24 protein-coding genes and 1 other annotated feature are annotated in these 27000 nt (G+C 54.9%); of the genes, 4 read left to right on the forward strand and 20 right to left on the reverse strand.

Annotated elements, in window-relative coordinates; translation table 11 throughout:
• Positions 1 to 35: 35 nt before the first annotated feature.
• The 6 genes from BMX91_RS15965 to BMX91_RS08185 all read right to left on the reverse strand — a co-directional run bounded on the left by BMX91_RS15965 (position 36) and on the right by BMX91_RS08185 (position 6661).
• Positions 36 to 2723: a DNA translocase FtsK gene (locus tag BMX91_RS15965; RefSeq protein ID WP_281242822.1), complete on the reverse strand. Its 2688-nt coding sequence runs from the start codon at positions 2721 to 2723 to the stop codon at positions 36 to 38.
• Positions 2724 to 2922: 199 nt separating this feature from the next.
• Positions 2923 to 3528 carry a YtpR family tRNA-binding protein gene (gene ytpR, locus BMX91_RS08165; RefSeq protein WP_092051971.1) on the reverse strand — a complete coding sequence of 202 codons (606 nt, stop codon included), beginning with the start codon at positions 3526 to 3528 and terminating at the stop codon, positions 2923 to 2925.
• On the reverse strand, positions 3525 to 4340 hold the full coding sequence (locus BMX91_RS08170) for a DUF1444 family protein (RefSeq protein WP_092051972.1): 816 nt from the start codon (positions 4338 to 4340) through the stop codon (positions 3525 to 3527). The genes ytpR and BMX91_RS08170 overlap by 4 nt, the downstream gene beginning before the upstream one ends.
• A gap of 40 nt (positions 4341 to 4380) precedes the next feature.
• Entirely contained in the window at positions 4381 to 4914 is a 534-nt protein-coding gene (locus BMX91_RS08175) for a hypothetical protein (RefSeq protein ID WP_092051973.1), read from the reverse strand.
• A 64-nt stretch (positions 4915 to 4978) separates the two neighbouring features.
• The gene (locus tag BMX91_RS08180) at positions 4979 to 5521 is read right to left on the reverse strand and encodes a DUF84 family protein (RefSeq protein ID WP_092051975.1); all 543 of its coding nucleotides are present in this window, start codon (positions 5519 to 5521) and stop codon (positions 4979 to 4981) included.
• A 66-nt stretch (positions 5522 to 5587) separates the two neighbouring features.
• Positions 5588 to 6661 carry a M42 family metallopeptidase gene (locus BMX91_RS08185; RefSeq protein WP_092051978.1) on the reverse strand — a complete coding sequence of 358 codons (1074 nt, stop codon included), beginning with the start codon at positions 6659 to 6661 and terminating at the stop codon, positions 5588 to 5590.
• A gap of 166 nt (positions 6662 to 6827) precedes the next feature.
• On the opposite strand from BMX91_RS08185, the gene BMX91_RS08190 reads away from it, so the two are divergent.
• A complete protein-coding gene (locus BMX91_RS08190; protein ID WP_092051981.1) occupies positions 6828 to 7142 on the forward strand; it encodes a PepSY domain-containing protein in 315 nt (104 codons plus the stop codon).
• A 232-nt stretch (positions 7143 to 7374) separates the two neighbouring features.
• Here BMX91_RS08190 and BMX91_RS08195 read toward each other — a convergent pair whose 3' ends face one another.
• From BMX91_RS08195 to pepV, 5 genes are read right to left on the reverse strand one after another with little or no spacing between them, the layout of a single operon-like run.
• On the reverse strand, positions 7375 to 8259 hold the full coding sequence (locus tag BMX91_RS08195; RefSeq protein ID WP_092051984.1) for a YtnP family quorum-quenching lactonase: 885 nt from the start codon (positions 8257 to 8259) through the stop codon (positions 7375 to 7377).
• 21 nt (positions 8260 to 8280) lie between these two features.
• Positions 8281 to 8934: a tRNA (guanosine(46)-N7)-methyltransferase TrmB gene (trmB, locus tag BMX91_RS08200; protein ID WP_092051986.1), complete on the reverse strand. Its 654-nt coding sequence runs from the start codon at positions 8932 to 8934 to the stop codon at positions 8281 to 8283.
• A gap of 25 nt (positions 8935 to 8959) precedes the next feature.
• Positions 8960 to 9871: a diacylglycerol/lipid kinase family protein gene (locus tag BMX91_RS08205; protein WP_092051989.1), complete on the reverse strand. Its 912-nt coding sequence runs from the start codon at positions 9869 to 9871 to the stop codon at positions 8960 to 8962.
• Positions 9872 to 9875: 4 nt separating this feature from the next.
• Positions 9876 to 10727, reverse strand: a complete 852-nt coding sequence (gene dat / locus BMX91_RS08210) for a D-amino-acid transaminase (RefSeq protein WP_092051992.1) — start codon at positions 10725 to 10727, stop codon at positions 9876 to 9878.
• A gap of 25 nt (positions 10728 to 10752) precedes the next feature.
• A complete protein-coding gene (gene pepV, locus BMX91_RS08215) occupies positions 10753 to 12159 on the reverse strand; it encodes a dipeptidase PepV (RefSeq protein WP_092051995.1) in 1407 nt (468 codons plus the stop codon).
• A 273-nt stretch (positions 12160 to 12432) separates the two neighbouring features.
• On the opposite strand from pepV, the gene BMX91_RS08220 reads away from it, so the two are divergent.
• Positions 12433 to 12654 (forward strand): DeoR family transcriptional regulator, encoded by a 222-nt coding sequence (locus tag BMX91_RS08220; protein WP_092051998.1) that lies wholly within the window; start codon positions 12433 to 12435, stop codon positions 12652 to 12654.
• A 71-nt stretch (positions 12655 to 12725) separates the two neighbouring features.
• On the opposite strand, the gene BMX91_RS08225 is transcribed toward BMX91_RS08220, so the two are convergent.
• Both BMX91_RS08225 and BMX91_RS08230 read right to left on the reverse strand, forming a co-directional pair.
• Complete coding sequence (locus tag BMX91_RS08225; RefSeq protein WP_092052000.1) at positions 12726 to 13436, reverse strand: pseudouridine synthase; 711 nt, start codon at positions 13434 to 13436, stop codon at positions 12726 to 12728.
• Positions 13437 to 13445: 9 nt separating this feature from the next.
• Positions 13446 to 15056, reverse strand: a complete 1611-nt coding sequence (locus BMX91_RS08230; RefSeq protein WP_092052002.1) for a putative polysaccharide biosynthesis protein — start codon at positions 15054 to 15056, stop codon at positions 13446 to 13448.
• Positions 15057 to 15217: 161 nt separating this feature from the next.
• Here BMX91_RS08230 and BMX91_RS08235 point away from each other — a divergent pair, with 161 nt between their 5' ends.
• Positions 15218 to 16489 carry a BaiN/RdsA family NAD(P)/FAD-dependent oxidoreductase gene (locus BMX91_RS08235; protein WP_092052004.1) on the forward strand — a complete coding sequence of 424 codons (1272 nt, stop codon included), beginning with the start codon at positions 15218 to 15220 and terminating at the stop codon, positions 16487 to 16489.
• Between the two features lie 211 nt (positions 16490 to 16700).
• On the opposite strand, the gene leuS is transcribed toward BMX91_RS08235, so the two are convergent.
• Entirely contained in the window at positions 16701 to 19115 is a 2415-nt protein-coding gene (gene leuS, locus BMX91_RS08240; RefSeq protein ID WP_092052006.1) for a leucine--tRNA ligase, read from the reverse strand.
• Between the two features lie 46 nt (positions 19116 to 19161).
• Positions 19162 to 19375, reverse strand: a binding site (T-box leader).
• Positions 19376 to 19516: 141 nt separating this feature from the next.
• On the opposite strand from leuS, the gene BMX91_RS08245 reads away from it, so the two are divergent.
• Positions 19517 to 20749 carry a CynX/NimT family MFS transporter gene (locus BMX91_RS08245; protein ID WP_092052009.1) on the forward strand — a complete coding sequence of 411 codons (1233 nt, stop codon included), beginning with the start codon at positions 19517 to 19519 and terminating at the stop codon, positions 20747 to 20749.
• A 34-nt stretch (positions 20750 to 20783) separates the two neighbouring features.
• On the opposite strand, the gene BMX91_RS08250 is transcribed toward BMX91_RS08245, so the two are convergent.
• From BMX91_RS08250 to BMX91_RS08275, 6 genes are all read right to left on the reverse strand, one after another.
• Positions 20784 to 21992 carry a hypothetical protein gene (locus BMX91_RS08250; protein WP_092052012.1) on the reverse strand — a complete coding sequence of 403 codons (1209 nt, stop codon included), beginning with the start codon at positions 21990 to 21992 and terminating at the stop codon, positions 20784 to 20786.
• Complete coding sequence (locus BMX91_RS08255) at positions 21989 to 23158, reverse strand: DUF58 domain-containing protein (RefSeq protein WP_092052015.1); 1170 nt, start codon at positions 23156 to 23158, stop codon at positions 21989 to 21991. The genes BMX91_RS08250 and BMX91_RS08255 overlap by 4 nt, the downstream gene beginning before the upstream one ends.
• An 85-nt stretch (positions 23159 to 23243) precedes the next feature.
• Positions 23244 to 24188: an AAA family ATPase gene (locus BMX91_RS08260; protein WP_245744335.1), complete on the reverse strand. Its 945-nt coding sequence runs from the start codon at positions 24186 to 24188 to the stop codon at positions 23244 to 23246.
• 58 nt (positions 24189 to 24246) lie between these two features.
• Positions 24247 to 24903 carry a CoA transferase subunit B gene (locus BMX91_RS08265; RefSeq protein WP_092052018.1) on the reverse strand — a complete coding sequence of 219 codons (657 nt, stop codon included), beginning with the start codon at positions 24901 to 24903 and terminating at the stop codon, positions 24247 to 24249.
• Positions 24904 to 24922: 19 nt separating this feature from the next.
• Complete coding sequence (locus BMX91_RS08270) at positions 24923 to 25609, reverse strand: CoA transferase subunit A (protein WP_092052020.1); 687 nt, start codon at positions 25607 to 25609, stop codon at positions 24923 to 24925.
• Between the two features lie 158 nt (positions 25610 to 25767).
• The gene (locus BMX91_RS08275) at positions 25768 to 26961 is read right to left on the reverse strand and encodes an MDR family MFS transporter (RefSeq protein ID WP_092052023.1); all 1194 of its coding nucleotides are present in this window, start codon (positions 26959 to 26961) and stop codon (positions 25768 to 25770) included.
• Positions 26962 to 27000: the final 39 nt, after the last annotated feature.

Below are 27000 nucleotides of genomic sequence, written 5' to 3' on the forward strand. Positions count from 1 at the left end.
GGAAAGCTCCACTTACGTTATTTTTCTCCATCCGATCATATCGTATGCGCGGGTCCGCCCGGCTGTTCGATGACCGATGCTGCTTCTTCTGTCAAATAAACGTCCCGGGGCTTGCTCCCCTTCTGCGGAGAGACGTATCCCCTATCTTCCAGCATGTCAATCAGGCGCGCAGCGCGGTTATATCCGATGCTGAACTTGCGCTGGAGCATGGAAGTCGAAGCGCTTCCGGCTTCGGCGATAAACCGGCACGCGTCCTCAAAAAGCGGATCCTCGGATTCATGCGATTCCGCCTGCTTGATCAGTTCTTCCTGCCGGAACAAGTAATCCGGCTCGCCAGAGTGGCGGACAAATTCAATAACACGTTCGATTTCATCATCTGTAACGAACGTTCCCTGCAGGCGGGCAGGTGCGGACATACCGTTGCCAAGATAAAGCATGTCCCCTTTTCCGAGCAATCGCTCCGCACCAGGCACATCGATGATCGTCCTCGAATCTACCTGGGAAGACACCGAGAAAGCGATTCTTGTCGGCACGTTTGCCTTGATGAGGCCGGTGATGACATCCACTGAAGGACGCTGAGTGGCAATTACGAGATGAATGCCGCAGGCCCGGGCTTTCTGTGCAATCCGGCAGATAGATTCTTCAACTTCCGCCGGCGCGACCATCATCAGATCCGCCAGCTCATCGATAACAATAAGCAGGTAAGGCAACTTCTTGTTGAACTCGCGATGTTCTTCTGCCTTTTGGTTATACCTGGCAATATCCCTTACGCCTCCGTGCGCAAACAGTTCGTATCTGCGCTCCATCTCCCCTACTGCCCATTTTAATGCGGCATTCGCTGCCTTGACATCGGTGATGACCGGGCTGACAAGATGCGGAATCCTGTTGTACGGGGCAAGCTCGACCATTTTCGGATCGATGAGCAACAGTCTCAGCTCTTCCGGAGAGGCCTTATAAAGAAGACTTGTAAGGATCGAGTTGATGCACACCGATTTTCCGGAACCTGTCGCACCGGCGATGAGCCCATGTGGCATCTTCCGGAGATCAATGGTCGATGGACGGCCCGCAAGATCAAGTCCGAGCACCGCTTCAAGAGGAGATTCTGAAGTCTCGAATGACTCGGAATTGATCACTTCTGAAATCCTGACCGGTCGGGACACGCGATTCGGAATCTCAATGCCGATCGAGCTTTTCCCCGGGATCGGCGCCTGGATCCGAATGTCCCTGGCAGCCAGGGCAAGCTTCAGATCGTCCTGCAGATTCCTTATTTTACTGACTTTTGTCCCATGTCCCACCTTGAGTTCGAATTGTGTGACGGCAGGTCCCTGAACCATGCCGATCACCTCTGCCTTGACTGAGAAATAAGACAGTGCTTCTTCCAGTTTGGCCGCCTGGGATTCCATCCATTCCGAATCTTTCGTATTGGTTTCCGGCTCGATGAGGAATTCTTTGTCCGGGAACACGTAATGCGGCAAGTCTTCTTCATCGATGGACTCCTGGCCGGAATGACTTTCCGCATTGCTTTCCAGGACCGGCGGCGCTTCATTCCGGACTTGCTCCACATGGATGCCGTTTTCCGGTTTCCGGGCAGCTGCTTCAGGCTCTTCCCTTCCGTCAGTCATTGAAGGCTGATCGACCGCCGGGTCTTTTTCCTGTCTGCGGGCGCTGCCCTGATTCACTGATGACTTGAGGCCCTTTAGCTGTTCAAGCTGGTCAAGCTTTTGTTTATCGGATTTCAGCATCACCACATTAAACGGCGTACCCGACTTGCGTGTATGCCGGGACGTCCGCGGTACGGCAGTTTCTTCTTCCGCTTTCACTTCCGTCTGTACAGTTTGTTCTTCCACCGTCGGCTCTGCCGATGTGTCCACACGTTCCGGGATAAGTGCTTCAGCGGGCTGTTCCTCGGTTACTGCCGTTTTTGGCTGCCCTGCCGGAGCCGCTTCCTTTGATGTCTTTAGGTCCGAAACCCGGGTGATGACAAGTTCTGATGGCTTCTCCGTTTTTGGAGTTTCCTTTTTCACTTCAAAAGTGGAAACGCGGACATTTTCCGCGCCGTCATTATTCTGTATGGAGTCAGGGGTTTCTTTCTTGGCTTGCGGCAACGGCAATGCTGAGCCGGCGGCATGCTCATTGATCACTTTTTCAGCACTGCGTCCGCCGTCCGGTTCTTCCCGTTCGCGGATCCGATCGGCAAGCCCCGTCTCGGGGGCCTCAACCGGAAGCGGGTCCGGCTTTTCTTCCGGCGGTTTCTTAAACCCGTATACCGGAGACGGTACGACGGAAGGCCTGAAGCCGCGTGTCTGCTTTGGTGGCTGCGGACGCTCTTCCAGCGCGGACATTGCCGCCCTCACCGTACTCTCCGGCACTTCACGGAATTTGGTCTTCATTGTGTCGCGCCGCACAGGAGGGCGTTCTTCCTGGGGCATCCTGCTTTGCTGACCGACGTCCCGCAGATGTTTGGGCAGCGGCAGACGGCCGCCGCCGGACGGAGCAAACTGCTCTCTCGGGGCACGGACTTCCTTCGGTGGCGGCGGTGCCGGAAGAGATTCGGTTTCTGTTACCTCACCTTCATCAGGTATAAGCGGGAAACGGAACTTCGGACGTCCGACCTCCGCCTTTTCCGGGGCCTCTTCTTTTCGTTCTATGTAATCGGTTTTTCCGAGATCATTCGTCGGCTCTTCTTCTGTGACTTTATTTAGCAGCCGTTTAAACCAGTTCAATAGTTATCACTCTTTCCAAGATCAATCACTTTATTCTATCAGCATAGGTGGTTTCAATCAAACAGTCCCCTGATAGGTAAATAGAACCCCTCTCGCAAAAAAACAAACAGCAGCGGTTACCGCAAGCCTTCTTAACAGAAGACTTGCGCACCGCTGCTGATCCGTTTAAACCATAGATTGCTAAGATGAAAATAGGGCTTCAGAACCGGAAAGGCTCTCCCGGAGTCTGATCACCATTCAAAATGAGAATCCCCTTTTCCTGAGGAGCATCCGGAAGTGCGAGCTCCTTTGCGGAACAGATCATTCCGGACGATGGAACCCCACGCAGTTCAGCATCCTTGATGACCATTCCCGATGGCATAACAGCACCCGGCTTCGCCACGACGACATGCTGGCCTTCGCCCACGTTCGGAGCACCGCAGACGATCTGAAGCGTTTCCTCACCGACATCAACCTTGCAGACGCTGAGCTTGTCTGCATTCGGATGTTTTTCTTTGGATAACACATGGCCGACGACAAACTTCGGTGAAAGATCGACATCAAAGTTGAACTCTGTTCCGTTTTTCGTGAAGGCTTCCTTTAGCTGATCAAGAAACGCTTCATCTGCTTCAATCTTGCCTTCGCCCTGCAGCTGCACATATTCCGAAGCGCGGAACAGGTTAAAGCCCGCCACATCGCCGGATGCCGCATCACGGATCAGTGTGACATCACCGATCGTTTCCGACATGATTTCCGCGGGTGTATCCGGCACAAGCTGAACCATCAGCACGTCACCGACACCCGTTAGGTTATAGAATGCATTCATTCCTTTTCTTCCTTTCCTTCAGGCCGGTTTTTCGCAAGAATGAAAATCGGCTCGAGTTCTCCGTTCTCGTAAATAAACGACAGCGAGGTCACCGGTACCCGACCGACAGTAAAATAGTGCATTGTCAGCTGTGCCAGTACATCATAGCCTGTGTCATTGCGGATGTCTCCGATGATAAGGACATCCTGATGGGGCACAGACACTGTCATGACACCCTCAGACTTCTGCTCCATCTCTTTTAGGAAGGGCTCATTCAAAATCCGGCTAGCATCGTAGCCGTCATTATTGTTTACAAAGTAATAGACGTTCCCGGCGACTTCATCCCTTTTAAAGTCAGTTGGCAGCTGCCGTACCCGGAAGCGCGCGGACTCCTTTAAGGCCTGGTCTGTCAGGCCGAGATCCTGCAGCATCGACTCATCGATCAGGCGATAGGTCTGGCCCAGGTCCAGCGCATAAAAAATACGGGTCTCCGCCGTATGTTCCGATGTCACGAACCTTTTTCCCTCTTTTGACTCTTGCGGGAAAGAGGTCGAGCGGATCACCGGATAAATCCTGTCTTCACCGCTGAACCCTTCCTCTGCTTCGCGCTCCATCGCAGTGAATGTCTCATTGATCGTATAGACCGCTTCGTCCAGCGCCGTGGCCGGATTGTTTTCAATTTTCGCAAGCAGCGGCGGCAGGCTCAGCTCAAGTCCCTTGCCGAGTGTCTGATGCTTCATCCGCAGCCGGTTGTTTTGCCGGTCGAAGTCCCAGTTGAACCTGGATTCTCCAAGCCTTTGCTTTAGTTCCCGCACCAATTCGGATGCTTTCATGAACATGCCTCCTTCCCGGACAGAAGCTTCCTGTCCCGGTTTATTCCTTCGCGACCGCGCCGTCATCATACTCGACAGAACGGACAATCTCCATCATCGTCTTGAGATTCTTCCTGACTTCTCCCTCTTCAGAGAGCGTCGTGATTTTTCTTCCGCCGCTTCCGGCCACCAGTTCCACACGTTCTCCGGCCCCAACTGCCGCTCCAGCAAAGCCGAATGTGTTATGGCGCTCAAACGTACCGGTTTCGAGGATTTCCTTGGATGGGTCTGCATAAAGAAGGTCATAAAACAGCCGGCTTTCTTTTCCTTCATTAGGGTTGATGAACAGTACATATGTATCGCCACCCTTTTCAAGCACGATGTTCTGTTCATCAGAGCCTTCTTGAATCTCGAAGCCAAATGGCTTGTAGAAACTGGCATTGCCGATTTCCGCGTTTGTATTCTTTGCTTTATCCTCAAACGCCTTGCCGGCAACTTCTATTCCTTCTGCGGCCCGTTCTTCGATTGTTGCCGAACAGCCGGCGAGCAGCGCCGCCAGCGTAAAACCTGCTATGAGGCGAAGCCCCTTGCACATTTTGTTCCCCCACTTCCGTAAGTTCATCCCCACTATTTTAAAGTTGTTCCGGGATGCTTGCAACTTACTGCTCCGGAGCGGCTTCTTCGCGGTCCGCATCAAATCTCCACTGGCCGGCGAGGAGCAGGACAACATGCCGGAACATCTCCGAGCGGCTGACTGTTCCGGCAGTAAAGACTCCTACCGCGCCACCGCTCTGCCGAATATCGCTTCTTGACGTGTACTTCTCCATGACCGGGCCGAGCTCTCTTCCCATACGCACGGGCTCGGCCACTTCCCCGGGCACCGGGATCTGTGCGCCCCCTGCCAACATCACGGTGCCGTCCGGTAAAGCAAGCGCCCCCCAGTTGCAGATAAAAAGCCGGCCGTCGAGTTCTTTCACACCGCCTTCAAGACCGATGGCCAGATCACAATTCTCTCCGGCCCTTAGCGCTGAAAGGGCACGGTTCCTGGCTCCCGCCAAAGTTTCTTCGTCTCCAACAGGCTGACCCGGGACACCGGATTCCGTTTCAGATCCGAATACTTCCACGTCCATGTCCAAAGAGGCAAATGCTTCCCTGACCGCCGCGACCTTTGAGCGGTTGGCAGAGCCGACGATAATTTTCATTCAGATCCCTCCGATCAACTTATTAAGTAAGAAGAAAAAAGAGGCCGCATTGGCCCCTTTCTTTCATTATGCCTGACTACGGATCGTCTCGACAGTCGTCCGGTCCAGCGATCGGACTAGCTTCACCAGTAGTTCCCTCGCTGCCGCATAATCATCGGTATGGATGATGGAGGCCGAAGTGTGGATATAGCGGGAACAAATTCCGATGACGGCGCTTGGGACGCCTTCGTTGGATAGGTGGACGCGGCCTGCGTCGGTCCCGCCCTGAGAAATGAAATATTGATACGGGATATTGTTCGTTTCGGCCGTATCCAGGACGAATTCCCGCATTCCTCTGTGTGTCACCATCGAACGGTCAAAGATCCGCAGCAGCGTCCCTTTTCCAAGCTGTCCGAATTCATCCTTGTTGCCGGATGCATCGTTTGCCGGACTGGCATCCAGCGCGAAAAAGAGATCCGGCTTGATCATATTCGCCGCTGCCTGCGCACCGCGCAAGCCCACTTCTTCCATAACATTTGCCCCTGAGTACAGCGTGTTTGGCAGCTCCTCGCCATGCACTTCCTTGAGGAGTTCGATCGCCAGGCCGCAGCCATAACGGTTATCCCACGCTTTCGCGAGGATTTTTTTCTCATTGGCCATTGGCGTGAACGGACAGACGGGAACAATCTGTTGGCCCAGCCGGATGCCGATCTTTTCGGCGTCCTCTTTATCGTCGGCCCCGATGTCGATCAGCATATTTTTGATGTCCATCGGCTTTTTGCGGACTGCATCACTCAGCAGATGCGGCGGGATCGACCCGACCACCCCGATCACCGGGCCTTCATCAGTAATGATCTGAATCCGTTGCGCGAGGAGCACCTGACTCCACCAGCCGCCGAGCGGCTGGAAACGGATCATACCGTTGTCAGTGATTCCGGATACCATGAATCCGACTTCATCCATATGGCCGGCAACCATGATTTTCGGAGCGTCTTCACCGCCCTGTCGGACTCCGAAAATCCCCCCGAGCCGGTCCTGGATCACTTCATCCGAATATTTTTCAAGCTCTCCACGCATATACTTCCTGACGGCGTGCTCATTGCCCGGTGCGCCAGGCAGTTCAGTCAGAGTTTTAAACATTGTGAGTGTCTCGTTATTCATTCGTGTCGGCCTCCCCTTTTGTCGCTCTTTTTATTGTAGACGAAGGGGACCGGGGTTTCCATAGAAACTCTTTCGGATTCCGAAAAGGCGCTTGAATGAAAACTTGCTCTATCGCCGCCCCGGTTGTTATACTTGGTGAAAATGCGGTCTACAGGAGGGAAATGGGATGAACGTTCGTGATTTTGCCATTGGTGCAGTTGCAGGCGCCGTGGCTGGTGCAGCCGTCGTGGAAGCAGTAAACCGCGCGGACCGCAATGTCTCGCCGGATAAGGTCCTTGAAAATGTAAAGAATGCTTTCAAGAAAGAAGGTCCGATTGACGGAGCATGGATTGTCATGAAGACAGAACCTTTCCATCAGCAAGCCGTTGAGCTTGATGTTTACCGCGGTGGCTTGTCCCGTGAGATTGAAGGTTCCTACGAGCAGTATGAGTTCGCTGCGGACGCCAGGACAGGCACCGTCGTTGAAATCACCAAAATCTAAAACAAAAGCGCAATCGCCCGCAAAGCAACATACAAACCGGAATCCTTCGAATGAGATAAAGGAAACACGGTAAGGAACGAACCGATGTTGACTTATCGCAGTGGAGAAGGGTGAAGTTTGCTAGTTGTTGGGCGCTGAAGCTAGCCGAGGCTGGTTCCAGAGTATATGCTCTATCATTTCATCAGCTATAAAAAAGCTGCAGACCGGATGCCGGCCTGCAGCTTTTTTTCCATCATTTCTTCTGCTCGGATGCCGTGCCTACCGGCGCATCGAAAGGAGCCCGCTCAAGGCTGTCCGTGATTTCCTTCCCGGTTTTGTCCCACTGGATCATCCGGTAAAACGCATCATGATAAAAGATAAAACGGTACCCGTTCTCGAGGGCTTCTTTCATGAGGCGCTCTTTTGAAAAGATGGAATCCATCGGATAATCATCAAACGCCATGACCCAAAGGGGGTTCTGGTGTGCATGAGTCGGCATCAGGTCCGCCATATGAATCAGAGTCTCGCCGTTTTTCGTGATCTTGATGATCGAATGGCCTGCGCTGTGGCCGCCTGTATGGACCATCTCGATCCCCGGCACGACTTCCACCCGGTCCTCAAATGTCTTGACCTGCTCCTGTACCGGCTCCCAGTTTTCCCGGAAGTATGTATTCCGCGACCGGATATTCGGTTCGCGCATTTCATCCCACTCGATCTGCGATACATGGATTTCCGCGTTCGGGAACACGGATGCATACCCGTCCCCATCCCGGCGAGTGAGGCCGGCCGCGTGGTCATTGTGCAGATGCGTCATGAGGATGATGTCGATATCGTCAGGCGTCAGGCCCAGTTCACCAAGGCTCTCTTCGATCCTCGATTCTCGGGTCACGCCAAGATTGCGGATCTGTTTTTCAGACAGTTTGCCGGATCCGAGACCCGCTTCGATCAGAATATTCTTCCCGTGTGTCCTTACGAGGATCGGTTCTGTCGCAAGCGGAATCTTGTTGTCCGCGTCGGTTTCGTATTTTCTCGACCAGAGCACCTTCGGCACCGGGCCGAACATTGCCCCTCCGTCCAGCCGGTTGAATCCCCCGTCCAGCCAATTCAGTTCAATTCCGTGAAATTCATAGCGATCCATGTTAATTCCCCCTTTTCAGTCTTACTTCCCTTCGTTCTTGAACGCGGCTTCCAGCCTGTAGATCGGCTGGCCCTTGGAGGAGAACTTCTCCTCATACTCCGTCATGATGTTCCACTCCGGCTCGTCTGCATGGAGGTCGAGCGATACGTCCGCAAGTTTCATGCCATAGTCGGTCATGTTCATGAGGGAATACTCGAACAGTCCGCGGTTGTCCGTCTTGAAATGTACTTCTCCTTCCGGCGGCAGAATCCTTTCATACCGGACGAGAAAGTTATCGTGGGTCAGCCGGCGCTTCGCGTGGCGAGCCTTTGGCCATGGATCCGAGAAATTCAAATAGACCCGGCCGACTTCTCCCGGCGCGAAAATCTCTTCCATCCGCTCCGCATTCACATTCAGCAGGCGGAGGTTGGCAGGCTTGTCCGCTTCGGTCACACGCTGGACCGCCGTGACGATGATGTCCCGGAACATCTCAATACCGATATAGTTGATGTCGGGGTTCGCCTCTGCCATCCCCGTGATGAAACGGCCCTTCCCGGTGCCAACTTCGATATGGACCGGCCTGTCGTTTCCGAACTCTTCCGCCCATCGGCCTTTTAGACGCTCGGGCTCCTGGATGACGATATCCGGATTTTCATTAATATACGATTCCGCCCATGGTTTATGGCGTGCTCTCATGTTTGATCCCTAACCTTCCTGTTCGTTATTGTCCCGCAAGCCGCCAGGCACCCGGCAGGACCTTAAACACAACCGGACGTTCCGGGTCTGTGTCTCCGGCATCTTCGCCGTCGGTATGCAGCGGCACTTTGCGGTCTGCCTTTAGGGAAAATGAACGGCCCTGCAGGCTATCCACTTCCCTGAAGGCGGTATGGGCTCCGAAAAACACACTGCCGAAGACAAACAGCAGCTTTACACGTGAAAGACGGCTGACGACCGTCAGTTCAATAAGACCGTCAGACGGTTCGGAAGCCGGAGAGATCTTCATGCCGCCACCGAAGTACGGCTGGTTGCTGACAGTGGCAAACCAGACATCCTGGTATTGCCGCTGCTCCCCTCCGGCACTCACCTCCAGATTGAATGTACGGAACGTGAAAAGTGTCCGCACAATATAGATGGCGTAGACCAGTTTCCCCAGTCCGAACCGGTTCAGAATCGGCTTCAGAAACGACCGGCCCGTCGCCTTTGAGATCACCGCATCAAACCCGATCCCAGAACTGTTAACGAAAAAATCTCCGTCCGCCGACCCAAGATCAAAAGCCATTGAGTCCTTGGACCCGCCCAAATACCTGCCGATCTCCGCCGCCGAGGCGAATGAGCGAAAACCGCGGCCAAAGTCATTTCCGGAACCGGCCCCGACCGAACCGACCACAATGTGATCAGCACCGGCTGCGCCTGCGATGATCTCATGAACGGTGCCGTCTCCTCCAAATGCAATCAGAAGGAACTTTCCTTCCTTCCGCCTTCCGGCAAAACCCCGGGCAATTGCCGTGGCATGCCCGGGGCTGTCCGTCATGAATTCCTGATATGGAAAAGTTGCCGTCTTTCTGAATGAATTCCAACGTCCGAGTGCTTTTCTGCCCTGTGCCGCGGGATTGACGATAAAGACCGCCTCCATCCGCTCAGCGCGTCGGGGCCGGCTCCGGAAGCTTCGCTTCGAATGCAGCCATCAGCCGCTTGGTGACCGGGCCCGGTGTCCCTTCGCCGACTTTCTGTCCATCGATTTCACTGACCGGCAATATCCCGTTGGTCGTCGAGGACATGAAGAATTCATCCATCGAATACACGTCCTCAAGTGACATCGGTTCTTCGGCAACCGGCTGGCCGATTTCTTCGCAGCACTGCATGATCACGCGGCGCGTGATGCCGTTGAGGATGAAGTTGGACACCGGATGGGTATAGATGACCCCGTCTTTCACGCCGAACATATTCGATGATGATCCTTCCGTTACAGTTCCGTCACGGTGTAGAAGCGCTTCAAGACAGCCAGCTTCATGGGCTTCCTGCTTCGCCATGACATTGGCAAGGAGGTTCAGGCTCTTGATATCACAGCGCAGCCAGCGGACATCATCCACGGATTTGAGCTTTGCCGGTTCCGGCACCACCGGTACTTCCGGATACGATTTTGTGTAGGCCGTGATGACCGGGGTGATATCTTCTCCAGGAAACTGATGAACACGCGGTGCGGAGCCCCGTGTGGCCTGGACGTAGACGTGACCTTCCCGTATGGCGTTTTCTTCGATCAGGCGGGTCAGTTTCGAAAGCATCTCTTCCGGCCCGTACGGGAGCGTCATCCGGATCTTCTCGGCGGACTCGTACATCCTCCCGATATGCTCTTCGGCAGTGAACATGATACCGCCATAGACGCGGATCACCTCATAGACACCGTCACCGAAGTAATATCCCCGGTCTTCAATCGAAATCGACACTTCATCGTTTTTCACAAAGCGGTCATTCATCAGATACATGGACATGTTTTTAATCCTTCTTTCATACGAATTAGTTGTTTTTGTCCGTTGGCTGTTCACCGGCTAGAGACGCAATCGCATCCGCGTAGATCGCGGCTGCCTTCACAAGATCTTCGATATCCACATATTCATCAGCCTGATGGGCAACATCCGGCCGGCCCGGGAAAAGCATACCGAACGCGACGCCCTTTTCAAGCGTCCGGGCATAGGTGCCTCCGCCGATTGCAAGCAGTTCCGCCTTCTCGCCAGTTTGCCGCCCGTATACTTCGCGGAGTGTCCGGATCATCGGATCGCCGGCATCCACATGGTGGGGCGGGGAGTCCGAAGCAATATCCATTGTGAAGCCGGATCCTTCGAGCGCTTCACGGCACGCGGCCAGTTTTTCTTTTTTCGGGTAGGTGACGGAATAGCGCATGCTGGCGGTGACCTCGCCTCCCTTTGCCCCATTATACGTCAGAATCCCCGGATTGAGTGTGGTCTCTCCGGAAATTTCATCGGAAAAATCCAACCCCAGTGCCTGACCCCTAGAATCTTCGCCGAAGGCCTGTGAGACAAAGGAAGCGAAGCGGGCCGATGCCCCGTAGAGATAAGGTTCGAGGAACTCCGCGAGCAGGACACCGGCATTAATTCCGTCTTCCGGTTCCATAGCATGTGCGGCTTTCCCCCGAATACTGATTGTGCAGGAATGATCGTCGCCGTCCAGATTTCCTGTTGTGCCCCGCCCGTCGAGAAACACCCGGAAGGCTTCCCCCATTTCCGCTGCGGGAACCGTCAGTTCTGCACGGGCAAGGTCCGGGACCATGTTTGTCCTGTCTCCTGAACTGAAAGAGCGGAGCGGTCCGGCATCTTCGCCGGGCAATTGGGAAAAGACAAGATCCGCAATCCCTTTTTCGGCATTGATGATCGGGAAGTCCGCATCAGGTGCGAACCCCATCTCCGGCATTTCTTCCGTTTCGAAATAACGCTTCATGCAGCGGAATCCGCTTTCCTCATCTGTTCCGACAATCAGCCGGACTCTTTTGTTGAGGGGGACACCGGCGTCCTTGACCAACTTCATGGCATGGAATGCCGCGATGGTAGGTCCTTTGTCGTCAATGGCCCCTCTGCCATACACTCTCCCGTTCCGTTCATGGCCTTCAAAAGGCGGCGTCTGCCAGCCATCACCGGCAGGCACAACATCCACGTGACAAAGGATGCCGAGCAGCCCGTCTCCTTGGCCGATCTCAATGTGGCCGGCTGCACCCCCTACCTCTTTGACCGCCATGCCCGCTTTTCTGCCCTGCTCCAGCAGCCAGTCCAACGCTTTTTTCGGGCCCGGCCCGAATGGTGCTTCCAGGGTTGCTGCCGATTCATCAAGCACACTCTCGACTGAGATCAGAGTCTTCAGATCGGAGACCATCTTTTCTTCGGACTGTTCCGCTTTCCTGTTCCATTCCATGCGGCACCCGCCTCTCGTTTTTATACTGTCATTCTACACAATCAGGGATAAATTGAAAGCACGCGGCCCTTTGTTACAGTGCTGTAAAGAAGATGTAAAAAATGTTAGATGCATTGGAATAGTCAAACTATTATTGTATAATGATAGCGAGCCCTAGCTCAAAACGACAAAAGGATGTGTACGCCCTCAACCGAAAAGTATCGAGCAGCGCTCGAAGCTTTAGGTCGTCCGCTGGTCTTGCCATGGAGAATATGATGAAGGAGTGGTTGTAATTTGAAACCGACTACCGACCGGATGCTGATCCGTATTAAGGATGTTTACTTATACATCCGTGATCGCGGCACCGTAACGACCGATGACCTGGTCGACGCATTCGGCATCACTCCGCGCACGGTGCAACGAGATTTAAGCGTGCTTGCCTTCAATGGCCTGGTAAGCAGTCCAAGCCGGGGCAAATGGACAACGACGAAGAAACGTGTGAAGCTGTCTTCATAAGTGTGTACACATACTAAAAAGAACGGTCCCCGAACGAGATTCGGGGCCGTCCTTTTTTGTTTCGTCGTACTTCATCTATTTTTCAGTGCTGTCAGTTCATCCTCCGACAACTCCCGCCATTCTCCCTTTCCAAGAGCCGGATCAAGTTCAAGCGGTCCCATCGTCAGGCGCTTCAGATAAGTGACTTGCTTGCCCCTCGATTCGAACATCCGTTTCACCTGGTGATACTTTCCCTCGGTAATGGTGAGTTCGATTTCGGATTCGGGACCGCTCCGCAGGATGCTCAGTTCCGCCGGCTTGGTCACATAGCCGTCATCCAGCTCGACTCCCTGCCGGAAGGCAGCGCCGTCAGCCTCGGTCACTTCCCCTTCGATCACTGCATAGTACGTCTTTCCGACATGCTTCTTGGGAGACAGCAACTCATGGGACAACTTTCCGTCATTGGTCAGAAGCAGGAGTCCTTCCGTGTCTTTGTCGAGCCTGCCGACCGGGAACGGTTTGAATCGGCGGTATTCATACGGGAGAAGGTCGACCACCGTCCGATCCCTTGTATCTTCAGTCGCAGAGATCACCCCGGGAGGCTTATGCATCATTACATAGATGAATTCCCTGTAATCAACGGGGTCGCCATACACCGTCACTTCCCCGCTGTCCGGGTCGACATGGAGCGCCGGATCCTTAACGGGAACACCATCGACGGACACCGCCCCTTGCTTGAGCAGGGCCTTGACGTCCTTTCGCGAACCGAATCCTGAATTTGACAGCAACTTATCGATTCTCATTCCGGCACCTCACATTCCAAACTTTTTGGTGATCCGCTTCAGGCGGTCACCGAACAACTTCTGCGCAAGTCCCGAACGGAAAGCAAGGATTGCATATACCACGGCACCGATCACAGCTGTGATCAGTGTATAGAGGAATGCATCCCCTTTTCCGTCTGCCGGTCCGAAAAGATAGAGCCCTTTCAGCACTGACCAGGCAGCCAGTCCCATAATGGCGTTGAACAGGAGAATCAGCATCAGCCTGCGGATGACCATTCGGGACCGGTATCGGAGCGTGTAGATCGCCACGCCGATGTTCAGTGCCACGGCAGCGCCGTAGCCGATTACCGTGGCGTAGATCGCGCCTTCCGCCTCGAACATGCGAATCAGCGGGATGTTCAGGACGAGCTTCAGGAAAAGCCCGATCATCAGGTTCAGGATGATCCATTTGTGGCGGTCGATCGACTGGAGAATCGCACCCGACACCGAGTAGAGCGCAAACAGCAGAGACGCCGGCGCGTATGTCCTCAGGATATCTGCCCCCACGCGGCTTTGCTCGAACAGCAGATGATAAAGCTCGTCAGAAAGAATCATCAGGCCAGTGATCATCGGCAGTGTCAGGAACGCGACAATCTGGAATACCTGGTCGAGCGATCGGGTCATGCCGAGCCGGTCGCCTTTCGTGTAATAGCCGGTCACAATCGGGATGATCGCCATGGAGAACGCCGTCCCTACCATAACCGGAATCATAACGATCTTATGTGTGGAGAAGTTCAGCATCCCGAGCTGCCCGTCGGAAACCGATGCAAGCCCGATTGATTGCATCGCCTGGTTGAACGTAAGCATATCCACGAGCTGGAACAGCGGGTTTGCCAGACCGACCAGGACGATCGGGAAGATGTAGACGATCAGTTCACGGTACATATCCTTGAGCCGGATGTCCGCATTACCGGTGCTTTCCGCAAGCAGATTGTCCATCTGCGGCTTTTCCCGCCTCCAGTAGAAATAAAGCACGGCAAGGCCGGCGACAGCCCCGACAAACGCTGCAAATACCGCATATGATATCGCGGTCTTCTCAGAGCCTTCCGTGAAATTGAGGACAATATACACGCCGGCAAGGACAAATAGGATCCTCACAATCTGTTCGATCAGCTGGGAGACCGCAGTAGGGGTGAATTGCTGGTACCCCTGGAAGAAACCGCGCGTCAGGCTCATGAACGGCACGATAATCAGCGCAAAGCTCACAAGGCGGATGACTCCCGCGATTTCATCGACTGTGAATACCTGCTCATCACTGGCACGGACAATCTGAGCGATGGGCTCTGCCAGGAAGAACAGCAGTAGGAACGAGACGATCCCGGAACCAATCATGATTCGGCGACTGGATTTGAGCAGTTTCCTGCCCGCCTGATAATCGCCGAGCGCATTGTATTTCGATACATATCTTGAAACGGCGATCGGCATGCCCGAAATCGCAAATGAAAGCATGATGTTATAGGGTATGTAGGCATACTGGTAGAGGCCAAGGTTCTCCTCTCCGACCATTGCATAGAGCGGAATGACATACAAAAGACCGAGCGCCTTGGACAGGAACAGGCCGATCGACAAAATCGCCGTTCCTTTGACTAGATTCGATGACATGTGACCCTTCCATTCTTATAAGCTAAAGACCAGTTTACTCCGCTGTGGCCAATATCTCAAATTCTTTTGAAGAAAACGGTGTATAATGGTGGCCGGGCCAAGGGCCATAGTGGGTAAAGACAACCAATAATGTACGCAGCATCCGAAAGGAGCATTTTCATATGCAAGATGTAATCGTGATCGGCGGCGGGCCGTCCGGCCTGATGGCCGCCGCGGCAGCAGGCGCGGAAGGCGCCCGCGTGCTGCTGATTGAAAAAGGAAACAAACTGGGCAAGAAGCTCGCCATCAGCGGCGGAGGCCGCTGCAATGTGACGAACAATCTCGAATACGATGAGATCATCCGGCATATCCCCGGCAACGGGCGGTTCCTTTACAGTCCGTTTTCCGTTTTCGATAACCGGGATATTATCCGCTTTTTCGAGGGCCTCGGCGTGCCTTTGAAGGAAGAAGACCACGGCCGGATGTTCCCGGTGTCTGACCAGGCGATGGACGTCGTGAATGCCCTGACGGGTGAACTGAACAAGCTTGGGGTTAAGGTCCGTTTCGGGGCACGCGTGGCCAAACTCCTGATGGACGACGAGCAGATCCTCGGCGTCCGGCTGGAAGATGGCGAGGAGATCCGTTCCAGGGCAGTTATCATCGCGACCGGCGGAAAAGCCGTCCCTCAGACCGGATCGACCGGTGACGGCTATCCATGGGCAGAGCGCGCGGGCCATACCGTGACGGAACTGTATCCGACGGAAGTTCCCCTCCTCTCCGATGAGCCCTTTATCCGCTCAAGGGAACTTCAGGGGCTGGCCCTGCGCGATACGGCCGTTTCCGTCCTGAACAAAAAAGGAAAGACACTCGTCACCCACCGGATGGACATGCTGTTCACCCACTTCGGCCTGAGCGGTCCGGCGATCCTCCGGTGCAGCCAGTTCGTCGTGAAGGAACGAAAGAAAAACGGCGGCAAGCCGGTCATGATGCGGATCGACGCGCTGCCTGACCAAAACGCGGAAGAAACGTTCCAGCAGCTTGTCCGCACCGGCAAGGAAGAGCCGAAGAAAGCTGCGAAAAATCTGTGGAAAGGGCTTGTCCCGGAACGCTGGCTGCTGTTCCTCATGGGCCGCGCCGACATCGATCCGGCCGCCCCTGCCGGCCAGATTGCCCATGACAAACTGAGAAAGCTTGCACAATCCCTTCATGCTTTTGAAATGACCGTAAACGGAACCCAGCCGATTGAGAAGGCGTTCGTCACGGGAGGCGGCGTATCGGTCAAGGAAATCGGGCCGAAAACGATGGCCTCGAAGAAAAAGGAAGGCCTCTTTTTCTGCGGTGAGGTGCTCGACATCCACGGCTACACCGGCGGCTACAACATCACCTCCGCTCTCGTCACCGGCCGCATCGCCGGCATGAGCGCCGGCAAATTGGCTATAGGGAATGAAGAATAATGAAAACTGCCGCTGACAGTCAGCGGGCGGTTTTGTGCGGGTTGCACCTTTCTATGAGCGCTCCTGCCGATTCTATGTGCGCTTGTGGGCATTCTATGTGCGCTTGCGGCTATCCTATGTGCGCTTATGTCAGTTCTATGTGCGCTCACGCTCTCTATATCTATAAAAAAGACCCGGAGCATGACGGCTCCGGGTCTTTAGTGTTCAGTTCTTATTTAGCAACAATATTCACAAGGCGGCCCGGAATGGCGATGACTTTCTTGATGTCTTTGCCTTCCGTAAGCTCCTTGACGCGCGGTTCCGCAAGCGCAGCCGCTTCGAGGTCTTCCTTCGTGACATCTGCCGGCACGACAACTTTCGAGCGGACCTTCCCGTTGATCTGGACGGCGATTTCCACTTCGTCATCGACCAATTTCGACTCATCGTATATCGGCCATGCTTCGTACTTGATCGTGTCGCTGTGCCCGAGGATGCGCCACAGCTCTTCCGTGATGAACGGGCAGATCGGCGACAGCAGCTTGACGAAGCCTTCCGCGTATTCCTTCGGAAGCTTGTCGGCCTTATACGCTTCATTGATGAACACCATCATCTGAGAAATGGCCGTGTTGTTGTGCATGTTCTCAAGGTCCTCGGTCACTTTCTTGACGGTTTGGTTGTAGACCTTATCAAGTGTGCCGTCGTTTTCTTCGGTGATCTTCGATGCGAGCGTGCCGTCCGCTTCAGTGAACAGGCGCCATACACGGTCGAGGAACTTGCGGGATCCGTCAAGGCCGTTTGTCGACCAGGCCTTTGATGCATCAAGCGGCCCCATGAACATTTCATACAGGCGGAGCGCATCGGCGCCGTGGCTTTCAACGATATCGTCCGGATTGACTACATTGCCCTTCGATTTCGACATCTTCTCGTTGCCTTCGCCGAGGATCATGCCCTGGTTAAAGAGCTTCTGGAACGGCTCCTTCGTCTTGACAACGCCGATATCGTAAAGCACCTTGTGCCAGAACCGGGCATACAACAGATGGAGTACCGCGTGTTCCGCGCCGCCGACATAGATGTCAACCGGGAGCCAGCGCTCGGCCAGTTCAGGATCGACGAGCTGTTCGGAGTTGTTAGGATCAATATAGCGGATGTAGTACCAGCAGCTGCCGGCCCACTGCGGCATCGTGTTCGTTTCGCGGCGGCCCTTCATGCCGGTCTTCGGATCAACGACGTTCACCCATTCTTCGATGTTGGCAAGCGGAGATTCGCCGGTGCCGCTCGGGCGGATATTGTCCGTTTTCGGAAGCATGAGCGGGAGCTCTTCTTCCGGAACTGTCGTCATGGAACCGTCTTCCCAGTGGATGACCGGGATCGGCTCTCCCCAATAGCGCTGGCGGGAGAACAGCCAATCACGCAGCCGGTATGTGATTTTCTTCTCGCCCTTGCCGTTTTCCTCAAGCCATTCAATCGCCTTCGTGATGCCCTCTTCCTTGCCGAGGCCGTTCAGGAAGCCGGAGTTCACGTGCTCACCGTCGCCGATGTAGGCTTCTTCCTCGACGTTTCCGCCGGCCACGACTTCGACAATCGGGAGGTTGAATTCCTTCGCAAACTCGTAGTCGCGCTCGTCATGCGCAGGAACGGCCATGATGGCACCCGTCCCATAAGATGCGAGGACATAGTCCGCAACCCAGATCGGCATCTTTTCGCCGCTGACCGGGTTGATCGCATAAGCTCCCGTGAAGACTCCGGTCTTTTCTTTGGCAAGATCCGTACGTTCGAGGTCGCTCTTCGTCTTGACTTTATCGAGATAAGCATCAACTGCAGACCGCTGTTCGTCGGTTGTAATCTGGTCCACAAGCTTGTGTTCAGGTGCGAGGACGGCATAAGTCGCGCCGAAAAGTGTGTCAGGCCGTGTCGTGAACGCTTCAAACGACAGAGTGGTTCCGTCAATCTCGAACTTGACCTGTGCGCCTTCCGAGCGGCCGATCCAGTTCCGCTGCATCTCTTTCAGGCTGTCCGGCCAGTCGAGGTCGTCGAGGTCTTCCAGCAGGCGGTCGGCGTATTCGGTGATCTTCAGCACCCATTGGCGCATCGGACGGCGTTCAACCGGGTGTCCGCCCCGCTCGGAGACTCCGTCGATGACTTCCTCATTCGCAAGCACTGTACCGAGTGCCGGGCACCAGTTGACCGGGACTTCATCAACGTAGGCAAGACCTTTTTTGTAAAGCTGGATGAAGATCCACTGCGTCCACTTGTAGTATTCAGGGTCGGTCGTATTGATCTCCCGGTCCCAATCATAGGAAAAGCCGAGCTCCTGCATCTGGCGTTTGAATGTCGCGATATTTTTCGCGGTGAATTCCGCCGGGTCGTTCCCTGTGTCAAGCGCATACTGCTCAGCCGGAAGGCCGAATGCGTCCCAGCCCATCGGGTGGAGTACATTATATCCCTGCATCCGTTTGAATCCGCTCAGGATATCGGTCGCGATGTAACCGAGCGGGTGTCCGACGTGGAGGCCTGCGCCGGATGGATACGGAAACATATCCAGTGCATAGAATTTCGGCTTCTCAGGCTCATCGACCGTCTTGAATGTCTTGTTTTCTTCCCAGTACGTCCGCCATTTGCGGTCGATTTCTTGGTGTTTGTAGCTCATGCTTTTTTCTCCCTCCTAAAATGAAAAAACTCCCGTCCCCAAAAAAGTCAGGGACGAGAGTCGATCCTCCCGCGGTGCCACCCACATTGACGGCAAGCCGTCCAGCTCATCCTTAACGCGGAAAACGGCACCGCCCGGCAGTTGCGTGCCGGTGATGCAGACTCGGGGGTGAGTTCGGCATGCCGATCCTGCCGGCTCTCAGCAACCGCCGGCTCTCTGGAAGGATCGGGCTGCCTACTATTCCCCTTCGACGCCCTCAAGTATTGCCATCATTGTACCCGAAACAGAGAGTGTGCCGCAAGTGTCTGCGGGACGTTTACTATATGAAAGTCCGGTGTTACGATTAGGAATGTTGGACTCATTTCCTAAAATTCACACAAATCAGTCGGGAGGCGTTCTTCTTGGACGGAAACACCCCTTCATTCCGCTCGAAAAAAATCGACTTTAAGCCGGCCACAGTTCTCCTGCTTCTCGGTGTGGTCTTTATCGCCTTCACGCTCCGCTCCCCGCTGACATCCGTCGGTCCCGTCATCTCCAGTATCATGGAGGATCTCTCGATTTCCGGCACGACGGCCGGATTCCTGACCACGATTCCGCTCCTGGCATTTGCCGCCGTATCTCCTGCCGTTCCCAAAATTGCGGACCGGATCGGAATGGCGCGCAGCCTGTTCATCGCTCTCCTCATTCTGGCTATCGGGATCGTACTGCGTTCATCGGGCGGAACGGGACTTCTGATTGGCGGGACATTCCTTCTTGGCGTCGCCATCGCGTTCGGAAACGTGCTGCTGCCGGGCCTTGTCAAAATGAACTTCCCCTTGCATGTAGGACTGATGACCGGAATCTATACCGTATCCATGAACCTCTCTGCAGGATTGGCAGCCGGGGTCAGTGCGCCGTTCGCCTTTGCCACGCCATTGGGCTGGAGGATGTCCCTCGGTGTATGGGTGTTGCTTGCGGTCATCGCGGCCATCATCTGGCTTCCACAGGTGATCAAACAACCGGTCCTTGACGCTTCAGGTTCCGCAAAAGGACCAGCGCCAAGACCACTTTGGAAATCCCCCCTCGCCTGGGGTGTCACCCTCTTCATGGGCCTGCAGTCCGTCATGTTCTTTACGACGGCGGCCTGGGTCCCTGAAGTTCTGACAGACCGGGGTATGGATGCGGAACGGGCCGGTTGGATGTTTTCATTGGTCCAGTTTTCCCAGATCCCGTTCACTTTCATGATTCCGATTATTGCCGGCCGGATGAAGGACCAGCGGATTCTTGTCATCCTCATCACCGCCGGTTATCTGGCAGGGTATGGCGGGCTGCTTTCAGGAAACCTGTCGCTTACACCTCTTTGGATGATCCTGATGGGCATTTCAGGCGGAGCAGCGTTCGGACTGGCGATGATGTTTTTTGCGCTTCGGACAAATACACCCTCCGAATCCGCTGCACTTTCCGGCATGGGGCAATCGCTCGGCTATCTGCTTGCGTCGGCCGGACCGGTTCTTTTTGGCGCTTTTCATGACCTGTACGGAAACTGGACAGCGTCCCTCTGGATGTTCATTGTGACGATCATCCTCCTCTGCCTGGCCGGACTGAAAGCAGGCCGGGATGAGAAAACCGTTCCGGATTCCCCTGAACTGCCTTGAACGAGCAATGCCCCGCCATCGCGGGGCATTGCTTTTATATGCCGTTCTTTCCGGAACTCTCCTCACTGGCCGGAGGACGGATGGATCGGACCGTGCGGCGGAACCATTCCGCTTCTTCCGTTCCGATCTCTTCTTCCGCATAGCGGACCCTGGCATACAAACGATCCAACAGCCTGCGGTTTTCCGGTTCCAGGCCTAACCGACCGAGCCATACCGGGAAGGACTCTTCAGGATTCCGGCCGTATCCCGCTCGCCTCATGCGGCGCTCGAGCCGGAATACCTCCCGCCGGACCCGGTTTCTCCGGATTGCTGCCGACCTGTCTCTGCCGGATCTCTGCATTGCGGTCATTGGAAAATCAGCGAATCCTTCAGCAGTCCCGAAAACTGGCTGATTCTGTTCCTTCATGTACCGGTTCCGGAAAATACTGATCAGTACGGCAGCACCCAGCAGCAGCAGGACAGCGAATAGTGCCGCAGGCCCCCACTGGATCCCCTCCGCTGCCTCCAAAATCGGCATTTCCTCTCCGGTTCCCCCCTCGTCAGATTTATCTTCCAACTCTTCTTCCTGAGATAGTCTAAGGAAAAGCCGCTCCAGCGGTCCCCAGACCGGGCCGGTGATCCCGATGAGGAAACTATACAATACAGTTCCCAGCGACACCCCCGCCAGCCCGCCTGCCCAGGAGATAAGCGGCTTGATAAATACCAGCAAAGCCGTCATACCGAGCAGGCCTGCAGACAGTTGCAGAAAAGCCCTGTCCTGCTCCTTCCTCCTGAACGGTTGACGGTAAAGGACTCTTGCATTGCGCAGCAGAACAGCGGATGCAAACTGGAAGACAAGCAGAGTATAAACGATATGCCCCGCTTTCCCCGGGAGAATCATCATAAATGCGCCTAACGTATATGCGATGGATATGAGGACGGCCAGCCACTCTTTCCCATCAGGCTCCCGCTCCGAAAGTGACTTGATGCGCCATCCGATCCATATGCCCAGTACCGCGGAATGGACAAGCGGAAGTCCTGTTGCCCAGGCCATGAAAAGGGCCAGTCCTGCGGACACCGTCATGCCGGCATTGCCGGACACCAGACGGGCTGCTCCATATCCGGCCATGACGGCAAGCAAGTGAGGCAGGACCGGCGGCAGGCTTCCGTTCACCACGTATGGCGGTGCCGCAAGCACATAGATGACACTTACTTCCAACAGCAGAGTTGCCAGTTTGACGGCCTCTGATTTCCGGTCCTTCATCCTGCATCCTCCTTCACGTCCGCAGAAACCTGTATGACCGTAACGCCTCTTTTCTTGAGCAGCGCGGCAAGTCCTGAGAACTCTTCACCCTGCTGCCCGAAATGAAACAGGACATGGCCCCGCATGGCATTTACGGCAATCGACCGGTACATTCCTGCCGGCAGGCCGACCGGAGAGTTGGCGGGCAGCCTGGCAAGCCGGTTCAGCACCCCTGACAGCTGAGCACGGCCATGATCCGGCGGGATATGCAGATGGCCGTCCCTTGCCGCAGTGCGCATGTTCAGCCTGACTTCATACTCGATCCCCCTTTTCTCGGCGGCCATGGCGGCATGGGCGATCTGGCTGAAGACCTTTTCCGCCAGAACATGATCCGCCGCACCGGGCCGACTGCCTCGGAGATCTGCGACCAAAATCCATCTCTGGAGGACCACCCGGTCAAACTCCTTTGTCCGCAGCCCCCCTGTCCTCGCCGTCTCTTTCCAAGCAATCGATGAAAACGGGTCACCGGCGGTGTACTCCCTGGTGCCCCGGGGCCTGGTCTGTTCTTCAAAAAGCGATATGTTTGCGGGAGTCACACCGGGAAACTGCCCGGCAAGGCGGGAAGGGAGCTTAAACCCGGACGTCCCGGGATAAACGATGACCGCTTTCTGCAGATAGCCCTGATAGGTCAGGCGAATCCGGAACACCCCAAGCAGGTCACCGATATGAAGCGTGAGCACGGAAGCTCTTGCAAGGCCACGCTTCTTAGCAGTAAAACGGATGTGATGCCTGACACTTCCTTTACCGGGAAGAAAAAAAGAAGGGAAAAGGATCCCGGGTATTTTACCGGGCTGGATCTCAGTGGCACCGTCATGATCAAGGAAAGAAACTTCCCAGCCGGCGTTCCAGACAGGCAGTTTTCCCACATTGATAAAATCAAATGTAAGTTCACCTTCCTCACCGGGAAACAGCCGGACGAATTCTGGCCCGTTACTGAGCCGGATGTTTCTTGCCGCCTTCTGCATATACACCACATTAAGCCCATACAAAACCAGCATCAGAATGGCAAGGACTCCGAGCGATGCGTTTTTGCCGAGAACGGCGAGCAACCCGATGACCAAGGAAATCGAGCCATAGGCTAGACTGCCCTTTTTCGTAATCATTTCCAGATGAAAATCATTTTTCATCCGGTTCTCCCCCCGGAAGGCCGGGCACCGGATTCCAACCCGGGAACCGCTTGTTCCAATCTTGCAGTCAAGAATGTACCGGTCATCATTGCGGCGATGCCTCTACCGGTACCTCGATCCTGTCCAGCAGTTCTTCCATGGTCTCATCGGCTGTCTTTCTCATCGATGCCTCTACAGACAGCACGATGCGGTGGGCAAGCACAGGGACTGCAAGCGCGCGTACGTCATCCGGTACGGCATAGTTCCGGCCCCTGAGAAATGCCCGTGCCTGCACTGCCCTCATGAGAGCGATCGTCCCTCTTGGGCTCGCTCCTGTTTCGATATCCATGTGCTCCCGCGTCGATCGGACCACTGCGAGCAGATAGTTTTCCACTGCTTCATTGACTGCAACCTGCAAGGCCTGTTTCCGGATTTCCAGTACCTGCCCGACTGTCGCTGCCCGCTCTGGCACTGCCGGCCTGCCGTGCATATAGGTACGGATCATCGCCCGCTCCCCTTCTTTCGTAGGATAGCCCGGCCGGATCCTCATGAGGAACCGGTCCATCTGAGCTTCCGGCAGGTCGAAAGTTCCCTGTGCGGACTCGATCGGGTTCTGTGTCGCGATGACGAAGAACAGTTCCGGAAGCAGGTGGGTTTCCCCGTCGACGGTCGCCTGCCCCTCTTCCATGGCCTCGAGAAGGCTTGACTGGGTCCGGGGCGTCGCCCGGTTGATTTCATCGGCCAGCAGAATGTTTGTCATGACGGGCCCTTCCCGGTATTCGAACTCCTGTGTTTTCATATTAAAGAACCGGATGCCGGTGACATCTCCGGGAAGGACATCCGGCGTGAACTGGATCCGGCTGAATTCAGCATCAATGACCGCGGCCATCGTCTTCGCGAGCAGGGTTTTTCCGGTGCCCGGCACATCTTCAAGCAACACATGTCCCCCTGCCACAAGTGCGGTCAGCATCAGCTCCGTCTCCTGTTCCTTCTCGAACAGCAACTGGCCGACAGCCTGCTTCATATCTTCCAGCAATTTGTTGTCATGCACGTGTTTTCCACCCCTTTCGCAGACAAAAGCCGGAAAAGTCTCCTTTTCCGGCTCCTTTTTATGCTTTTTGATTTACTTCACTGATGTCGAGTTCCGCTTCAGTGGAGGCTAGGATGTCGTCAACCGTGAAGCCTTCGAACACTTCCTTCAGCTTGAGGCCGTCCGGTGTCACCCCGATCACGCACCGCTCGGTGATGATCATGTCCACTACCCCTTTTCCGGTAAGCGGAAGTGAGCATTCTTTCTTGATCTTCGCGGAACCGTCCTTGGCGGCGTGCTCCATGATGACGATGATCTTCTTGGCGCCGTGAACCAGGTCCATCGCGCCGCCCATCCCTTTAATCATCTTGCCGGGGATCATCCAGTTGGCCAGGTCCCCGCTTTCCGAAACCTCCATGCCGCCGAGGATGGCGACATCCACGTGACCTCCGCGGATCATCGCGAATGACTCCGCACTGTCAAAATAAGCCGCTCCGCTAATTGCCGTCACGGTCTCTTTTCCTGCGTTGATCAGATCCGGGTCAACCTTGTCCTTTTCCGGGTACGGCCCGATACCGAGCAGACCGTTTTCCGACTGAAGAATGACCGTCTTGTCATCCGAAATATAGTTAGCCACGAGCGTCGGCATCCCGATGCCGAGGTTAACATAGTCCCCGTCATGGATTTCCTTCTCCGCACGCCGTGCGATGCGTTCCCTCATCTGTGCTTTATCCATTCACATTCTCCCCTTTCCCTCAGCGCGTTGTAAGCCGCTCGATGCGTTTTTCCTGTTCCGCCTGGATCAGACGCTGAACATAGATGCTTGGCGTATGGACCGTTGCTGGATCCAGTTCACCGGCATCCACGATTTCTTCCGCTTCGGCGATCGTCACTGTGCCGGCTGCAGCCATCATCGGGTTAAAGTTCTGGGCTGTCTTGTTGTAGACCAGGTTACCCAGTTTGTCCGCTTTGGCAGCTCTGACAAGTGAGAAATCGGCTGTCAGCGCTTCTTCGAGAACGTATTCTTTCCCGTTGAAGGTCCGTGTCTCTTTGCCTTCCGCGATCGGCGTACCGACCCCCGCAGGTGTGAAGAAAGCAGGAATGCCCGCTCCGCCGGCACGGATCTTTTCCGCAAGCGTCCCTTGAGGCGTCAGCTCGACTTCCAGCTCACCGCTCAGCACCTGGCGCTCGAATTCCTTGTTTTCTCCGACATAGGAGCCGATCATCTTTTTGATCTGGCGGTTATTAAGCAGCAGCCCGAGTCCCCAGTCATCGATTCCACAGTTATTGGAAATGACAGTCAGGTCCTTGACCCCGCTGTCCGCAAGCGCAAGGATCAACTGTTCCGGAATACCGACAAGGCCGAAGCCGCCGACCATCAGCGTGGCGCCGTCCTTGATATCCGCGACAGCTTCAGCCGCCTGGTCATAGATCTGTTTCATAAAATCCCCCTCCGGTCCTCTTAAATGAAAGCGTTTCTAACTTCATTTAATCAGAACACTGCAAATGTTGCAATGCAATCGGAACAATTCAGGCCGAACCCCGGAAGCCCAGGATATAAATAAACCGGCAGCGGAATGCTGCCGGTCAGAATCCTATATTAAGGGCGGTGGGCAACCGACTGCCTTGCCGCCTCCCTTTTAAGGGGGACATCATAGAAAAGGCTTGTCAGGATCGAGAAGCTGAGGATGGCGGTCAGGATGATCAGCATAATATGGGTGCCGTAAAGGTCGACCAGGACCCCGCCGATCACCGGACCGACCATGCGGCCGCCAGTCGAGACACTGTTGACGATGCCTTGGTAGAAGCCTTCCCTTCCCGGCGGCGCCAGTGAGTTGGCAATGGTCGGGATGACCGGCCAGACAAACATCTCACCGAATGTCAGGATGACCATGGACGTCACGAACATCGCAAACGACTCTGCAAAGCCGACGACAACAAACGAAGCAGTAAAAATGATGATGCCGATCAGCATCTGGACCTTGAGCCGGTCCTCGAAGCGTTTGATGATCGGGCGGATCAGCGGCTGCCCAAGAACGATGAGTGCCCCGTTGATCGTCCAAAGCAGGCTGTACTCACCCAGCGAGATACCAATATCGATGGCATGAGTCGACAGCGTGGTTGTCCACTGTGAATATACCAGCCATGTCAGGAAGAACCCGGACAGCATGATCGTCAGAGAGTAGAGCGGCGCTTTTTCGCGGATCGTCCGTTTTTCTTTGATGACCGATGTGTGTGTCGCAGGATCGATCTTAAAGCCTCTGTAGGCAACAGCCGCGATCAGAAGGAAAAGAACATACATCACGGTGTTGGCGACGAAAATGTATTCAATGTTATAGGAAGCAACCAGTCCGGCCAGAGCCGGTCCGATGGCGACTCCTGCATTATTTGCAAGGTAGATTGAATTAAAGGCTTTCCGTCCGCCTTCAGGCCAGGCAGTTCCGACCATGGCATACATGCTTGGAAACACGATGCCGCCTCCGAAACCGAGCAACGCCAGAAGCCAGACATAATGGGGCCAGTCATGATAAAACACGAGCCCGACAAGTGCCACAAGCGAGATCAGGATACCGGCCAGGACTGACCGGTATCCGCCGATCCGGTCAAAAAGAAAGCCGCCGAGCATATTTCCTACGATTCCCGCAGCGGAGTTGGCCATGAGGACAAGCCCCGCGACAGACAGTGACTTCCCGAGATGGTCGTGAAGATAGATGGTATTGAGCGGCCAGATAAATGAGTTCCCGACGGTATTGACAAACATTCCAATGACGAGGAGCCAGACGCTTCTTGGCATGTCCCCACCCCCTGTTTTTCATTTTCAACTCAATGATTG

Origin of the sequence: Bhargavaea ginsengi, assembly GCF_900109165.1 — a bacterium.
Classification (GTDB): domain Bacteria; phylum Bacillota; class Bacilli; order Bacillales_A; family Planococcaceae; genus Bhargavaea; species Bhargavaea ginsengi.

Coding starts and splice junctions, on each gene's coding strand:
- ytpR (WP_092051971.1), bottom strand. CDS start 3,528: ATGAATGCATTCTATAACCTAACGGGTGTCGGTGACGTGCTGATGGTT.
- BMX91_RS08170 (WP_092051972.1), bottom strand. CDS start 4,340: ATGAAAGCATCCGAATTGGTGCGGGAACTAAAGCAAAGGCTTGGAGAA.
- BMX91_RS08175 (WP_092051973.1), bottom strand. CDS start 4,914: ATGTGCAAGGGGCTTCGCCTCATAGCAGGTTTTACGCTGGCGGCGCTG.
- BMX91_RS08180 (WP_092051975.1), bottom strand. CDS start 5,521: ATGAAAATTATCGTCGGCTCTGCCAACCGCTCAAAGGTCGCGGCGGTC.
- BMX91_RS08185 (WP_092051978.1), bottom strand. CDS start 6,661: ATGAATAACGAGACACTCACAATGTTTAAAACTCTGACTGAACTGCCT.
- BMX91_RS08190 (WP_092051981.1), top strand. CDS start 6,828: ATGAACGTTCGTGATTTTGCCATTGGTGCAGTTGCAGGCGCCGTGGCT.
- BMX91_RS08195 (WP_092051984.1), bottom strand. CDS start 8,259: ATGGATCGCTATGAATTTCACGGAATTGAACTGAATTGGCTGGACGGG.
- trmB (WP_092051986.1), bottom strand. CDS start 8,934: ATGAGAGCACGCCATAAACCATGGGCGGAATCGTATATTAATGAAAAT.
- BMX91_RS08205 (WP_092051989.1), bottom strand. CDS start 9,871: ATGGAGGCGGTCTTTATCGTCAATCCCGCGGCACAGGGCAGAAAAGCA.
- dat (WP_092051992.1), bottom strand. CDS start 10,727: ATGTCCATGTATCTGATGAATGACCGCTTTGTGAAAAACGATGAAGTG.
- pepV (WP_092051995.1), bottom strand. CDS start 12,159: ATGGAATGGAACAGGAAAGCGGAACAGTCCGAAGAAAAGATGGTCTCC.
- BMX91_RS08225 (WP_092052000.1), bottom strand. CDS start 13,436: ATGAGAATCGATAAGTTGCTGTCAAATTCAGGATTCGGTTCGCGAAAG.
- BMX91_RS08230 (WP_092052002.1), bottom strand. CDS start 15,056: ATGTCATCGAATCTAGTCAAAGGAACGGCGATTTTGTCGATCGGCCTG.
- BMX91_RS08235 (WP_092052004.1), top strand. CDS start 15,218: ATGCAAGATGTAATCGTGATCGGCGGCGGGCCGTCCGGCCTGATGGCC.
- leuS (WP_092052006.1), bottom strand. CDS start 19,115: ATGAGCTACAAACACCAAGAAATCGACCGCAAATGGCGGACGTACTGG.
- BMX91_RS08250 (WP_092052012.1), bottom strand. CDS start 21,992: ATGAAGGACCGGAAATCAGAGGCCGTCAAACTGGCAACTCTGCTGTTG.
- BMX91_RS08255 (WP_092052015.1), bottom strand. CDS start 23,158: ATGAAAAATGATTTTCATCTGGAAATGATTACGAAAAAGGGCAGTCTA.
- BMX91_RS08265 (WP_092052018.1), bottom strand. CDS start 24,903: ATGGATAAAGCACAGATGAGGGAACGCATCGCACGGCGTGCGGAGAAG.
- BMX91_RS08270 (WP_092052020.1), bottom strand. CDS start 25,609: ATGAAACAGATCTATGACCAGGCGGCTGAAGCTGTCGCGGATATCAAG.
- BMX91_RS08275 (WP_092052023.1), bottom strand. CDS start 26,961: ATGCCAAGAAGCGTCTGGCTCCTCGTCATTGGAATGTTTGTCAATACC.